This is a genomic window from Megasphaera sp. SW808 (assembly GCF_012027795.1).
Lineage (GTDB): Bacteria > Bacillota > Negativicutes > Veillonellales > Megasphaeraceae > Megasphaera > Megasphaera stantonii.
Map to the genome: position 1 here is coordinate 1 of NZ_SJOT01000009.1, position 12799 is coordinate 12799.

Annotated in this window: 12 protein-coding genes and 5 tRNA genes; 16 read left to right on the forward strand and 1 reads right to left on the reverse strand. The window is 52.7% G+C overall.

What is annotated here, in order from left to right:
• Positions 1-62 precede the first annotated feature (62 nt).
• The 15 genes from E0L13_RS04950 to E0L13_RS05020 all read left to right on the forward strand — a co-directional run bounded on the left by E0L13_RS04950 (position 63) and on the right by E0L13_RS05020 (position 9847).
• A tRNA-Trp gene (locus E0L13_RS04950) sits at positions 63-138 on the forward strand.
• A gap of 39 nt (positions 139-177) precedes the next feature.
• A tRNA-Arg gene (locus E0L13_RS04955) sits at positions 178-254 on the forward strand.
• Positions 255-379: 125 nt separating this feature from the next.
• The gene (thiL, locus tag E0L13_RS04960; RefSeq protein ID WP_168060753.1) at positions 380-1360 is read left to right on the forward strand and encodes a thiamine-phosphate kinase; all 981 of its coding nucleotides are present in this window, start codon (positions 380-382) and stop codon (positions 1358-1360) included.
• An 11-nt stretch (positions 1361-1371) separates the two neighbouring features.
• Positions 1372-1839 carry a tRNA (adenosine(37)-N6)-threonylcarbamoyltransferase complex ATPase subunit type 1 TsaE gene (gene tsaE / locus E0L13_RS04965; RefSeq protein ID WP_168060755.1) on the forward strand — a complete coding sequence of 156 codons (468 nt, stop codon included), beginning with the start codon at positions 1372-1374 and terminating at the stop codon, positions 1837-1839.
• Positions 1823-2533: a tRNA (adenosine(37)-N6)-threonylcarbamoyltransferase complex dimerization subunit type 1 TsaB gene (tsaB, locus tag E0L13_RS04970; RefSeq protein ID WP_168060757.1), complete on the forward strand. Its 711-nt coding sequence runs from the start codon at positions 1823-1825 to the stop codon at positions 2531-2533. The genes tsaE and tsaB overlap by 17 nt, the downstream gene beginning before the upstream one ends.
• On the forward strand, positions 2530-3012 hold the full coding sequence (rimI, locus tag E0L13_RS04975; protein ID WP_168060759.1) for a ribosomal protein S18-alanine N-acetyltransferase: 483 nt from the start codon (positions 2530-2532) through the stop codon (positions 3010-3012). The genes tsaB and rimI overlap by 4 nt, the downstream gene beginning before the upstream one ends.
• Before the next feature lie 2 nt (positions 3013-3014).
• Positions 3015-4025 carry a tRNA (adenosine(37)-N6)-threonylcarbamoyltransferase complex transferase subunit TsaD gene (tsaD, locus tag E0L13_RS04980; protein WP_168060761.1) on the forward strand — a complete coding sequence of 337 codons (1011 nt, stop codon included), beginning with the start codon at positions 3015-3017 and terminating at the stop codon, positions 4023-4025.
• 13 nt (positions 4026-4038) lie between these two features.
• Complete coding sequence (locus E0L13_RS04985; RefSeq protein ID WP_095629542.1) at positions 4039-5457, forward strand: histidine kinase N-terminal domain-containing protein; 1419 nt, start codon at positions 4039-4041, stop codon at positions 5455-5457.
• 5 nt (positions 5458-5462) lie between these two features.
• On the forward strand, positions 5463-6053 hold the full coding sequence (locus E0L13_RS04990) for a response regulator (RefSeq protein WP_087478852.1): 591 nt from the start codon (positions 5463-5465) through the stop codon (positions 6051-6053).
• Between the two features lie 136 nt (positions 6054-6189).
• Positions 6190-6471: a co-chaperone GroES gene (groES, locus tag E0L13_RS04995; RefSeq protein WP_087478853.1), complete on the forward strand. Its 282-nt coding sequence runs from the start codon at positions 6190-6192 to the stop codon at positions 6469-6471.
• 45 nt (positions 6472-6516) lie between these two features.
• Positions 6517-8142, forward strand: a complete 1626-nt coding sequence (groL, locus tag E0L13_RS05000; RefSeq protein ID WP_087478854.1) for a chaperonin GroEL — start codon at positions 6517-6519, stop codon at positions 8140-8142.
• Positions 8143-8293: 151 nt separating this feature from the next.
• Positions 8294-9466, forward strand: a complete 1173-nt coding sequence (locus E0L13_RS05005) for a sugar transporter (RefSeq protein WP_107196421.1) — start codon at positions 8294-8296, stop codon at positions 9464-9466.
• A gap of 146 nt (positions 9467-9612) precedes the next feature.
• A tRNA-Asn gene (locus E0L13_RS05010) sits at positions 9613-9688 on the forward strand.
• 1 nt (position 9689) lies between these two features.
• A tRNA-Glu gene (locus tag E0L13_RS05015) sits at positions 9690-9765 on the forward strand.
• Positions 9766-9771: 6 nt separating this feature from the next.
• Positions 9772-9847, forward strand: a tRNA-Val gene (locus E0L13_RS05020).
• Positions 9848-9954: 107 nt separating this feature from the next.
• Here E0L13_RS05020 and E0L13_RS05025 read toward each other — a convergent pair.
• Entirely contained in the window at positions 9955-12144 is a 2190-nt protein-coding gene (locus tag E0L13_RS05025; RefSeq protein WP_168060763.1) for a Tex family protein, read from the reverse strand.
• Positions 12145-12329: 185 nt separating this feature from the next.
• Here E0L13_RS05025 and E0L13_RS05030 point away from each other — a divergent pair, with 185 nt between their 5' ends.
• Positions 12330-12740, forward strand: a complete 411-nt coding sequence (locus E0L13_RS05030) for a Fur family transcriptional regulator (protein WP_087477986.1) — start codon at positions 12330-12332, stop codon at positions 12738-12740.
• Positions 12741-12799 lie beyond the last annotated feature (59 nt).

Consider the following 12799-nt stretch of genomic DNA (forward strand, 5'->3'; position numbering starts at 1 on the left):
GCAAACGCCGAAAGTACTTGGGGGGAGGCCCCCTGGGAGGATAGGAAGCCGCTGATTATTATAGGGGTATAGCTCAATTGGTAGAGTAGCGGTCTCCAAAACCGTCGGTTGAGGGTTCAAGTCCTTCTGCCCCTGCCAAAAAAGGGATTCTATTCATAGAGTTTGAATCCCTTTCATGACTCGGTAGCTCAGCTGGATAGAGTGACTGACTACGAATCAGTAGGTCTAGGGTTCGAATCCCTACCGGGTCACCACAGAACAGCTCATGCAATTTGTATGAGCTGTTTTTTTGTATATCTAAATATGCCTAATGATTTTACTTTTGACTTTGTTTCTATTAAAATATATTCAAAAGTCTAAATATATGAGGAGTACTGACATGAAGATTTCAGATATCGGCGAATTTGGGTTCATCGATGCCGTCAAGGAAGGAACATTGTTTAATCCTTCTTCTGTCGTCGTGGGAATTGGCGACGACGGAGCTGTGTATAAGACGACAGAAGGTATGGAGCAAATTGCTGTCATTGATACGATGGTCGAGGGAAGTCATTTCATTATAGGGAAGACGGCTTCCTGGTTTGACGTCGGGTATAAAGCTGTGGCCTCTAATTTGAGCGATATCGCCGCGATGGGCGGTATTCCGACGCACATCGTGCTGTCTACAGCTATTCCCACGGATATGGAAATGGCTGATTTGACGGCACTGTATGAGGGAATGAAAGACATATGCAGAACCTACGGCGTCAATATTATTGGCGGGGATACGGTTTTGTCTAAAGGTGCTTTAGTCATCACCGTGGCGGCCTTTGGCGAAGTAGAGTCCGGGAAAGCTATTTGCCGCGGCGGCGCCAGGCCCGGCGATGTCGTCGCCGTTTCGCATACGATTGGCGATTCTGCCGGCGGTCTGGATGTACTTCTTCATGGGATAGATGGGTATGCTCATTTGAAAAAAGCTCATCAATTTCCAACGCCGCAGATACAACTAGGACGTGCTTTGGTAGCATATCGCGCCCATAGCTTGAATGACATCAGCGACGGATTGGCGAGCGAGTCGAATGAAATTGCCAAGGCCAGCGGCGTCGATTTAATATTGGATAAAGAGGCGATTCCCTGCAGTGAGGAGCTGCGGCAATGGGCCCGGGTCGTACAGAAAGATATATATGCCTATGTATTTAACGGCGGAGAAGATTATGAGTTGATCTTTACGATGGCTCCCGAAGATTTCGAAGCCCTGCGGCAGGAGTGTCCCTATGTGACGGCCATTGGGCAGGTACGGCCCGGCAAGGGGCAGGTATACGTCCGGCACGAGGGAAAGACGTCTGTATTACAGCCGACTGGCTGGAATCATTTTCATAGCTGAGGAGATGCATCATGATAGATATAGAAACACGCTCAGAACAAGATACGATTGCCTTAGGCGCCGCGTTAGGACGAGTTTTGACCGACGGCGACGTATTAGCGCTGCAGGGGGATTTGGGTGCGGGAAAAACGCATTTTGTCCAAGGAATTGCTAAGGGAATGGGCATCGGTGAGCCCGTCGTCAGTCCGACGTTCACTATATTGAACTATTATGAACATGCCGTTCCGTTGCAGCATTTTGATTTTTATCGTCTGGAAGACGAATATGAATTAGACGACCTGGGGTTTGACGATTACTTGACGAGAGGCGTGACCGTTATCGAGTGGTCGGAAAAATTCCCCGAACGACTGCCGGAGGACGCGGCTCGCGTTTTTATCGAAAAGAAGGGTTTGACGGAACGCATCTTTCATTTTGAATTTAACGGCGCCCGCTGGGCTGCCGCGGAAAAAGAGGTAGAGTCTTATGTTGTTAGCCATTGAAACCTCCAGCCTTGTGTCGAGCGTGGCTCTTTTGCACGAACAGACGCTGCGGGCGGAACTTACGATACAAGCAAGATTAACTCATTCGGAGCAGCTGATGCCGCATATCGCCGATATGCTGGACAAGGCGTCGGTCGGTAAAGCCGATATCGACGGGATCGTCGTATCTATTGGACCGGGGTCTTTTACGGGGCTGCGCATCGGCTTGGCGACGGCTAAAGGATTGGCCTTTGCCTGGCAGACGCCTATTGTCGGAATAGAAACGCCGACGAGCTTGGCTTGGAATTTTGTGGGAAATGCGGATAAAATCTGTCCTCTTATCGACGCGCAGAAGGGAAACGTATACGCATCGGTATACAAGTGGAACAGAAGTGTATTGGAAACATTGGACGAGGTGTCTATCATGCCGTTGGACGACGTACTGGAACGGCTGCAGAAACAGGGGGAACCTGTCGTATTTTGCGGAGACGGGGCATTGCTGGGGCGGCAGAAGATCGCCGTTGCCAGCGATTTATTCCGCATCGCTCCGCCGACGATGGTCATTCCTCGGGCAGGAAGCCTGGCCCTGGCCGGGCAGCAGCGCCTGGCTGCCGGAGAGGCAGACGACTGTATGACCTTGACGCCGGCGTACAAGCGCCGGAGCGAGGCGGAGGTATTGTGGGAAAAACGTCATGGAGGCCAACGGTGCCTATGATTGTAAGAAAAGCAGAAGGGGCTGACGCCCAGGGCATTTTCGACGTAGAGACAGAATCTTTTTCCGTGCCGTGGTCGCTGCAAGCCATAAGCCGAGAGCTGGCCAATCCGAGTTTGACTATGTATTATGTATTAGCCGATGAAGATGGAACCATTGCCGGATATGCCGGGTTATGGCGCGTTCTTGACGAAGGGCAGATTACGAATATTGCGCTGAGAAAGCAGTACCGCAGGCAGGGCTATGGCGAGCTGCTGCTGCGGGTCTTGATGGAAGCGGCTTGGGAAGACGGATGCAGTGATATTTTTTTGGAAGTGCGCGTTTCTAATATCGGGGCGCTGCATTTGTACCGCAAATTAGGATATCAGGTCCTGTCGGTACGGAAAAACTATTATTCCGAGCCGGAAGAAGACGCCTATGTAATGGACTGCAAAAGAGAAAATTATCAGTGGATTACCAATTCATATAAAAAGGATGAGTAAGGATGTATACTTTAGCACTAGAAACGAGTTGCGACGAAACGTCGGCCGCCGTTATTCAGGACGGACGGCAGATTCTTTCTAATATCATATCGACGCAGGTGCCGATTCACCGTAAATTCGGCGGCGTCGTCCCGGAAATTGCTTCGCGGCAGCATATCGAATACGTCATGCCGATTATCAAAGAAGCCCTCGATACGGCCCACGTGTCGCTGCAGGAGGTAGACCACATTGGCGTTACCTATGGGCCGGGGTTAGTCGGAGCGCTGCTGGTCGGCGTCGCGGCCGCCAAGGCCCTGAGCTTTGCCTTGGATAAGCCCTTGGTCGGCGTCAACCATATGGAAGGGCATATTTTTGCCAATTTCCTCAGCCATCCCGAGCTGGAGCCGCCCTTTTTGGCTCTGGTCGTGTCGGGGGGCCACACGCAGCTGGTAAAAATTGAAGGATACAATACGTTTATGCTGCTGGGGCAGACGCGGGACGACGCGGCGGGGGAAGCCTTCGATAAAATTGCCCGCGTCATGGGCTATCCCTATCCTGGCGGCCCGCAGATCGACAAGCTGGCGAAGGACGGAAATCCTGACGCCATTGCATTTCCTAAGGCCCTGCATGAAAAGCATAACTTTGAATTCAGTTTCAGCGGCTTAAAATCGGCGGTGCTGAATTACCTTCATACACAGGAACAGCGAAAGCAGCCCTATGATGTACACGACGTTGCGGCAAGCTTCCAAAAGACCGTAGTGGAAACGCTGGTAGAAAAGACCATGGATGCAGCGGCGTACTGCGGTATGAACAAGATTGCCGTTGCCGGCGGCGTTTCGGCCAACAGCGCCTTAGCCGCGGCGATGGAACAGGCCTGCGCAGCCCACGGGTATTCGTTTTATCGGCCAGAGCCCGTTTTATGTACGGACAACGGGGCGATGATTGGATGCCGGGCTTATTACATGGCCCTGGAAGGGCATTTCGCCGATCTGACGCTCAACGCCAAGCCGGCCTTGGCGATTTCCTCGTATTAAAGAGGTCCTGATTATGTCTTCTATTGAAACGATTTGCCGCAGTGCCAGCGCCTTGTCGGACGTACAAATTCATATTCTAAAAAACAGCGAAGATTTGCTGCAGTTTGCCAGCGACTTATCCCATCGGGAGCTGCTGGTCTTTGTGCCGGGGCAGAAGGCAGGCACGGTAGTCTTGGCGGCGCAGCGCCTTCCGCTGCTGCAGCCGGCGGAAACGCAGGCGAATAGAAAAAAAGCTGGAACAGTCTGCGCCGGGTACGAAGAACCGGTCGTGCTGCAGGTACTGCAGACGGGGCAGATGATGCAAGGCAGCAAAGAGGTAGATTATGGGCGTATTGAGCCGCTGTTCGCCTATCCCTTCGTCGATAACGGCGGGGAAACGATCGCCGTCGTCGCCTTTGTCGGCACGATAGAAAGCAACCGCGATATGCTGACTGAAACGGCTTTTTTGGCTCTGCAGGTCCCCATCGAGAGGGATTTCCGCAAGCTATACCGCCCCTTATCCGTGCAGGACGGCGTCATCCTCATCAACTGCAACGGCGTCGTGATTTACGCAGACGAAATGGCGGAAAGCATCATGCACATGCGCGGATATTCCGGCATGCTGGTCGGCTCTAATATCTACAACAGCCGGACCAATCTGACCGGCGCGAAGCAGGCCCTGGCGACGCGGGAAGGCTTTGCCGAGGACATTACCTTCGGGGAAGTCGTCGTCACGCGGCGGGTCATTCCTCTGCTGCGGCGCGGCAAGGTATATCGGGTCATAGCTATTTTGACGGAGCGGACTGAGTTGTACCGCAAAGAAGAAGAGCTGATGATCAAGACGTCGGTTATCAAGGAAATTCACCACCGCGTAAAAAATAATTTGCAGACTGTCGCCAGCCTGCTGCGCATGCAGATGCGCAGGACCGAAAGCCGGGAGGCGAAGGATGTGCTGCAGGAAAGCGTAAACCGCATACTCAGCATTTCCTTGGTTCATGAAATTTTATCGCACCACGACGAAGAATCTATTGATATCTGCGTAGTCGCCAAACAGCTGCTGTCGCTGCTGACTCATGGCATGGCCGGGGCGGAATGCCGCGTCAGGACGTCGTTTTCCGGAAACGAGCTGCCCCTGCCGTCGGATATGGCTACGTCGCTGGCGTTAGTGCTGAATGAACTGATTACTAATGCCATCATCCACGGCTTTGAGGGGCTGGACGAAGGGGAAGTGCGCGTCGCCGTGACGCAGGCAGGGACGACGTGCGCGCTGACCGTCAGCGATACGGGCGTCGGCATGACCTTGCCGCAAGGCGGCGAAGGGCGCAAGCATTTGGGCCTGACAATCGTCCGCACGTTGGTAGAAAAGGATTTAAAAGGAGAGTTGTCGTTTACTCCCGTTGTGCCGCACGGCACGGAAGTACGAATACAGTTTTCTATTGCAGAGAGGGGATAACGAATATGGGGTATCGCGTCGTAATTGGGGACGATGAATCTATCATCCGGCTGGATTTATGCGAAATGCTCGAAGAAGCCGGCCATGTGGTCGTGGGGGAAGCGGCCGACGGCGTGGAAGCGCTGGAATTGGCGCGGAAAGAAAAGCCGGATATCGTATTGCTGGACATCAAAATGCCGCGGCTGGACGGCATCCATGCGGCTAAAATGATCTGTCACGAACGCATTGCGCCGGTTTTGCTGCTGACGGCTTACAGCCAGCAGGACGTCGTTGAGCAAGCCAAGGATTCGGGTGTGCTGGGGTATTTGGTCAAGCCCGTGAGCCCGGTCAACCTGTTTCCTGCCATGGAAATCGCCATATCTCAGTTTAAACGGCAGGAAGAAACGGCGCGGCAGCTCTGGGAAATGAACGAGCGCATAGAGACGAGAAAAGTTGTCGAAAAGGCAAAGGGCTACTTGATGGAGCTGTATAAGATATCCGAACAGGAGGCGTATCGCCGTCTGCAGCAATACAGCATGAAAAAGCGCCGTTCGTTAAAATCTGTTGCTGAGGCGGTCGTTGCCAGCGCAGAGCAGCGCCGCGGCGGCTCGACGTAAGGGTTGCGAAAAAAAGAAGACAAAAGTCTTGACTTTTTCACCTTTCATGAGTAATATATATATTGTAATTAGCACTCGGATACAGCGAGTGCTAACAAGATGAAAGATACAGTGTATGATTGAGGAGGAATATAAAATGTTAAAACCGTTAGGAGATCGCGTTGTTATCCGCGTACTGGAACAAGAAGAAAAAACTGCCAGCGGCATCTTTTTGCCTGATACGGCTAAAGAAAAGCCGAGCCAGGGCGAAGTCGTTGCCGTAGGTCCCGGCAAAGTGCAGGACAATGGCAGCCGCGTTGCATTGGATGTAAAAGTCGGCGACAAGATTATTTTCTCCAAATATGCAGGCACGGAAGTCAAATATGAAGGCACTGAATATTTGATCGTCAGCGAACGCGACATCTTGGCTATTTGCTAATTTTATAGAACCTAGATTACTTTACATACAGGAGAGTGTTTAACAATGGCAAAACAGATTTTGTTCAATGAAGAAGCACGCCGCGCTTTGGGCAAAGGCGTCGACGCTTTGGCAAACGCAGTAAAAGTTACGTTGGGACCTAAAGGCCGCAACGTCGTATTGGATAAGAAATTCGGCGCCCCGACGATTACGAACGACGGTGTAACGATTGCCCGCGACATCGAATTGGAAGATCCCTTTGAAAACATGGGCGCACAGCTCGTCAAAGAAGTCGCTACGAAGACGAACGACGTAGCAGGCGACGGCACGACGACGGCTACGTTGCTGGCTCAGGCTATGATCCAGGAAGGCATGCGCAACGTAGCGGCCGGCGCGAACCCGATGATTTTGAAACGGGGCATTGAAAAAGCTGTCGCTAAATTGGTAGAAGAAATCAAACAGCGTTCCATCGCCGTTTCCGATAAAGCTGCTATTGCTCAGGTAGCTTCTATTTCCGCAGGCGACGAAGAAATCGGCGGCCTCATTGCCGACGCTATGGAAAAAGTTGGTAAAGACGGTGTCATCACCGTTGAAGAATCCAAGACGATGGGTACGCAGCTGTCTGTCGTCGAAGGCATGCAGTTCGACCGCGGCTACATTTCCCCGTACATGGTAACGGACCCGGATAAGATGGAAGCCGTTATGACTGAACCGTACATCCTCGTTACGGACCGCAAAATCGCTTCTATTCAGGAAATGCTCCCTGTCCTCGAAAAAGTCGTACAGGCTGGGAAAGAACTCCTCATCATCGCAGAAGACGTAGAAGGCGAAGCGTTGGCTACGTTGGTAGTCAACAAGCTCCGCGGCACCTTCAGAGCCGTTGCCGTTAAGGCTCCGGGCTTCGGCGACCGCCGCAAAGCAATGCTTCAGGATATCGCTATCCTCACCGGCGCTACTGTCATTACAGAAGACGTAGGCCGCAAACTTGACAGCATTACGATGGAAGACCTCGGCACGGCCCGTCAGGTTCGCGTTACGAAGGACGAAACGACGATTGTTGAAGGTCACGGCAACGCTGAAGAAATCAAAAACCGCGTTGCGCAGATCAAAGCGCAGATCGCTGAAACGACGTCTGATTTCGATAAAGAAAAATTGCAGGAACGCTTGGCCAAGATGTCCGGCGGCGTAGCTGTCATCGAAGTCGGCGCTGCGACGGAAGTTGAATTGAAAGATAAGAAGCTTCGCCTCGAAGACGCCTTGAACGCTACGCGCGCAGCTGTTGAAGAAGGCATCGTAGCCGGCGGCGGCACGACGTTCATCGACATTCTCCCGGCTTTGGATGAATTCCATGAAGAAGGCGACGTACAGACGGGCATCAACCTCGTAAAACGCGCTATTGAAGAACCGGTTCGTCAGATTGCCGCTAATGCAGGCTTGGAAGGCTCGGTTATCGTAGCGAAGGTTAAAGCATCCGATAAGGGCGTTGGCTTTAACGCGCTGACGGAAGAATACGTCGACATGGTAAAAGCCGGTATCGTAGACCCGGCTAAGGTTACGCGTACGGCCTTGCAGAACGCTGCTTCCATCGCCGCTTTGGTATTGACGACGGAAACGTTGGTTGCAGACAAACCGGAACCGGCTCCGGCAGCCCCGGCAGCTCCCGGCATGGGCGGCATGCCTGGCATGATGTAAGAGTTGCTCTTACCTGTGTAAATGTAATTGCAAAAGCTCTCGTGATTTTTCGCGAGAGCTTTTTTACGTGCATTTTTCTTGACCTTTCGCTTAAAATTTTATATGATAGGGAAGTTCAATTCTTAGCTATATCAGGAGATGTCGTTTTTTTATGAACCACCGTATTTCATTGCGTCAATTTCTGCCCCTGGCGGGGATTACCGTTTCGGCTTTTTTATTTAATACGTCGGAATTTATGCCGATTGGACTGCTGACGAGCATCGCTTCGGACTTTCAGATTACCGAAGCGCAGGCCGGCGTCATGATATCGGCCTATTCCTGGGCGGTTACGATTTTATCGCTGCCTCTCATGCTGCTGGCCTGCAAGGTAGAATACCGCAAGCTGCTGCTGATGACGCTGGGCGTGTTTTGTCTGGGGCAGGCACTATCGGCTTTTTCCAGCCAATATGCATTGCTGACGGCGTCGCGCATCTGCGTGGCCTGCGCTCATTCCGTCTTTTGGTCTATTGCGGCTCCTATGGCCGTTCAGCTCGTAGAAAAGGAACATCGCTCGACGGCGCTGAGCATGGTGGCGACGGGAACCTCTATCGCGATGATTTTAGGCCTGCCTTTAGGCCGCGTTATCGGCTTGTATATTGGCTGGCGCATGACCTTCTTGACGATCGGCATCATATCTTTTCTCACCTTGGTTTATATATGGCGCGTATTTCCGCAGATTCCCAGCCGCTCGGCCTTCTCGGTACGGCAGCTGCCGGAGCTCGTTAAAAATCCCGTCTTGATTCGTTTATATGGGCTGACCGTAGTCATGGCGACGGCATATTATACGAGTTACAGCTATATCGAACCGTTTTTGCAGCAGATTGCCGGTATGTCGGAAGAGTGGATTACTTTGACGCTGATTCTTTTCGGCCTCAGCGGATTAGGCGGCAGCGTCTTGTTTTCGCGCGGCTACGGCCATTTTCGCTTCGGAATGCTTCGCCTGTCGTTTATCTGCATGGCTGTGCCGCCATTATTGCTGCACGCGGCTTCAGGCAGCTTGTATGCCGTCATGATATTATGCGCGGTCCTCGGCATGGCTGCTACGATCTTCAACGTATCTTTCCAGGCCGAACTAATTCAGCATACGTCTCTCAGCGCGGCTGCCGTGGCGATGTCTATTTTTTCCGGCATCTTCAACTTGGGAATCGGCAGCGGCACCTGGATTGGCGGCATGGTTTCTACGTACAGTTCTATTGCCTATATCGGCTATGCCGGAGGCGGCTTGGCGGCTGCTGCGTCGGCGTATTGTATTTTCAGCTTTATCAAACGGCTGAAACAAGGGTAATTGCGGTAAAATGGATGTATAAGGCCGGCGAGCAGGCTGGGACATAGAGGCGTCAGAATTCATCAAAAAAATTTCAAAAAAGTACTTGCATTTTTTCTTTCTTACTAGTATAATAAATATCGTTCCAGTGAGAACACATGAGTTATTCCTCAATAGCTCAGTCGGTAGAGCAATCGGCTGTTAACCGATTTGTCGTAGGTTCGAGTCCTACTTGAGGAGCCATGGCCCCTTGGTCAAGTGGTTTAAGACACCGCCCTTTCACGGCGAGAACATGGGTTCGAATCCCGTAGGGGTCACCACTATTTGGGCGATTAGCTCAGCTGGGAGAGCGCCTGCCTTACAAGCAGGATGTCAGCAGTTCGATCCTGTTATCGCCCACCAGACTCGAGAGCGCTAGTGCAGTGATGCACTAGCGTTTTTTTCGTATACGGAGATATACTTTAATATGGAAAACAGCCAGATATGCCGGGGCACATCTGGCTGTTGTGTCAGGATTCTGTTGGTCTTTTCAGGGATTGCTTTAATTTTTTGATCGATAAGCCGACGCGGCCGCGGGAGCTGTCGACGGAGATGATGACGGCATCGACGACGTCTCCGACGCTGATGACGTCGGTCGGGTGGCGGAAGGGATGATTGCACAGCTCGGAGCGGTGAATCAGCCCCGGTGTCTTTAAGCCGAAGTCGACGAACGCGCCGAAGTCGACGACGTTGTGGACGGTGCCGCGGACGGCGGTTCCTATTTTTAATTCGTCCAGAGATACGACGTTGCGGCGCGTCAGCGGCAAGGGAAATTCGCTGCGGACGTCGCGACCCGGCTTGCGCAGCTCTTCCAGGATATCGCGGATCGTCGGCTCGCCGGCCTGGAATTTGGCGGCCAGGACAGGGACGGCGTTCATCTGCACCTTGCTTTGCAGGGCGCGGAGTTTTTCTTCGTCGTGGAGGTCTGCTTTCGTCAGGCCATAATGGCTGATGATTTTTTCTGTCAGCTCGTACGATTCGGGATGGACCGACGTGTTGTCCAAGGGTTCGTCGCCGCCTTTAATGCGCAGGAAGCCGGCGCACTGCGTAAAGGTAGCCGGGCCTAAGCGGTTGACCGACAGCAGCTCCTGCCGGCTGTGAAAGGGGCCGTTTTCCTTGCGGTAGGCGACGATATTGGCCGCCGTGGCCGCCGTCAAGCCCGATACATGCTGCAGCAGGGCTGCCGACGCCGTGTTGAGGTCGACGCCGACGTAGTTGACGACGGATTCGACGACGGCGTCCAGGGCGGCTGATAAGGACTTTTGGTTGACGTCGTGCTGATATTGGCCGACGCCGATTGATTTCGGGTCGATTTTGACGGCCTCTGCCAGGGGATCCTGAATCCGGCGGGCAATGGATACGGCTCCGCGGATGGTGACATCCAGGTCGGGCAGCTCTTCCCTAGCCAGATCGGACGCAGAGTAGACCGACGCGCCTGATTCGTTGGCGATGATGTAGCGGCAGGATAAGTCGTTTTCCTGAATGAGGCTGGCTACGAACTGCTCCGTTTCATAAGAGGCCGTGCCGTTTCCGATAGATAAGAGCGTTACGCCGTGATTTTGAATCATGCTCAGGAGGGTGTCGGCGCTGGCGCGGCGCTGTTTTTCCGAGCCGGTCAAATAGCAGACGCCGTAATCGAGGACGTTGCCCGTCGCGTCGATGACGGCGGCCTTGCAGCCCGTGCGGTATCCCGGGTCCAGGCCTAAGATTACCTGTCCGGCAAAGGGCGGCTGGAGGAGCAGGCTGCGCAGGTTCTTGGCGAAGATAGAAATGGCCTGCTTTTCGGCCCGTTCTGTCAGGTCGCTGCGGATTTCCCGTTCCAACTGGGGGAAGATGAGGCGCTTATAGCTGTCGGCTGCTGCTGCGGCGATGATCTGCCCGTAAGGCGAATCGCAGACTGTTACGTCTTGTATGAGCTTGCCGATGTTGGCGTCCGGCGTGTCGGTCAGAGTTACCTTCAGCAGCTTCTGCGCTTCTCCTCGGTTGATGGCCAGTATGCGGTGGCTGGGAAGGGAGGCGATGCGGCCGCTGAAGTCCTTATAGGTCAGCATGGCCTTGGCTTCGTCCTCTTCGACTAACAGGGCGCATTCCAGCTTTGACGTTTTCCACAAGGCGCGGCGGAGATACTGACGGTACGGCGCAAGCTCGGACATGCGTTCCGCTAAAATATTGGCCGCGCCGGCAATGGCGTCTTCGATTGTCGGTATCGTTTCATTCAGGTAAGATGCGGCGGCCTCTTCCGGAGACGGCCCGTGGGGATCCTGCTGCCAGAAGATGTCGGCCAGCGGCTCCAGCCCGGCGTCGCGGGCCATGGACGCTTTTGTCCGTTTTTTCGGCTTATAAGGCATGTAAAGGTCTTCGATTTCCTGCAGCTTGCCGGCCTGGTCTAGGAGACGTCCTAATTCTTCCGTCCACTGGCCTTGCTCCATAATGGACTGGCGTACGGCTTCGCGGCGGCTGGACAGGGCTTGTTCATATTCGTACTGCTCCTGGATTTGGCGCAGCTGTATTTCGTTCAGCATACCCGTCGCTTCCTTGCGGTAACGGGCGATAAAGGGAATCGTGTTGCCGCTTTGCAGGAGGCTCAGGGCCGTCTGGATTTGCTTTTCTGACACGTGTATCGTATGAGCGATTGTTTGAATAATGTGTTGGTCTGTCATGGAAAACTCCTTTCTAATACAGTATATATTATGCTTGCAAATTTTGTATTCGTCAAATTAAAAAATTTTATCTATTTATATTGAAAAATCTATTAATAACCGTTACAATGTAATAGAGAATACTTTCGCATATTATATGTTTAGTTAGTATGCTCAGTATCCTTGCACAAAAGGGGGGAAACGATATGAATATTGCCGAATTATTACGGAGTAACGGCTACAAGGTTACGCCGCAGCGGCTGGCTGTATACGATGCGATCGATCATAATATGACCCATCCCAACGCAGAATCCATTTACCAGCAGCTCCAGCCCCAGTATCCATCGATGAGCTTGGCGACGGTGTACAAGACCATGGAGATTTTTGCAAAAATCGGCGTAGTAAAAATTTTGCAGTGCGGCGAAGACGCCCACCGCTACGATTATAATACATCCCAGCACGCCCATATACGGTGCGTCAAATGCAACCGCGTGCTCGACGTCGATATCGACGAAGGCCAGCTGGCCAGACAGGCCGAGGCGCAGACAGGATTTTCTGTCAGCGGCGTGAGTTTGTCTTTCCTGGGTGTATGCAAGGACTGCCAGGAGGCAGAATAATAAAAAATACGAAGAGCGCTGCAGCGAAGTGACATACTATTTGCTGCAGCCTTTTTCTT

Excerpts from the sequence above, each read along its gene's own strand:
- groL (WP_087478854.1), top strand. The coding sequence starts at position 6,517 with ATGGCAAAACAGATTTTGTTCAATGAAGAAGCACGCCGCGCTTTGGGC.
- tsaB (WP_168060757.1), top strand. The coding sequence starts at position 1,823 with ATGTTGTTAGCCATTGAAACCTCCAGCCTTGTGTCGAGCGTGGCTCTT.
- E0L13_RS04990 (WP_087478852.1), top strand. The coding sequence starts at position 5,463 with ATGGGGTATCGCGTCGTAATTGGGGACGATGAATCTATCATCCGGCTG.
- tsaE (WP_168060755.1), top strand. The coding sequence starts at position 1,372 with ATGATAGATATAGAAACACGCTCAGAACAAGATACGATTGCCTTAGGC.
- E0L13_RS04985 (WP_095629542.1), top strand. The coding sequence starts at position 4,039 with ATGTCTTCTATTGAAACGATTTGCCGCAGTGCCAGCGCCTTGTCGGAC.
- thiL (WP_168060753.1), top strand. The coding sequence starts at position 380 with ATGAAGATTTCAGATATCGGCGAATTTGGGTTCATCGATGCCGTCAAG.
- E0L13_RS05005 (WP_107196421.1), top strand. The coding sequence starts at position 8,294 with ATGAACCACCGTATTTCATTGCGTCAATTTCTGCCCCTGGCGGGGATT.
- E0L13_RS05030 (WP_087477986.1), top strand. The coding sequence starts at position 12,330 with ATGAATATTGCCGAATTATTACGGAGTAACGGCTACAAGGTTACGCCG.
- groES (WP_087478853.1), top strand. The coding sequence starts at position 6,190 with ATGTTAAAACCGTTAGGAGATCGCGTTGTTATCCGCGTACTGGAACAA.
- rimI (WP_168060759.1), top strand. The coding sequence starts at position 2,530 with ATGATTGTAAGAAAAGCAGAAGGGGCTGACGCCCAGGGCATTTTCGAC.
- E0L13_RS05025 (WP_168060763.1), bottom strand. The coding sequence starts at position 12,144 with ATGACAGACCAACACATTATTCAAACAATCGCTCATACGATACACGTG.
- tsaD (WP_168060761.1), top strand. The coding sequence starts at position 3,015 with ATGTATACTTTAGCACTAGAAACGAGTTGCGACGAAACGTCGGCCGCC.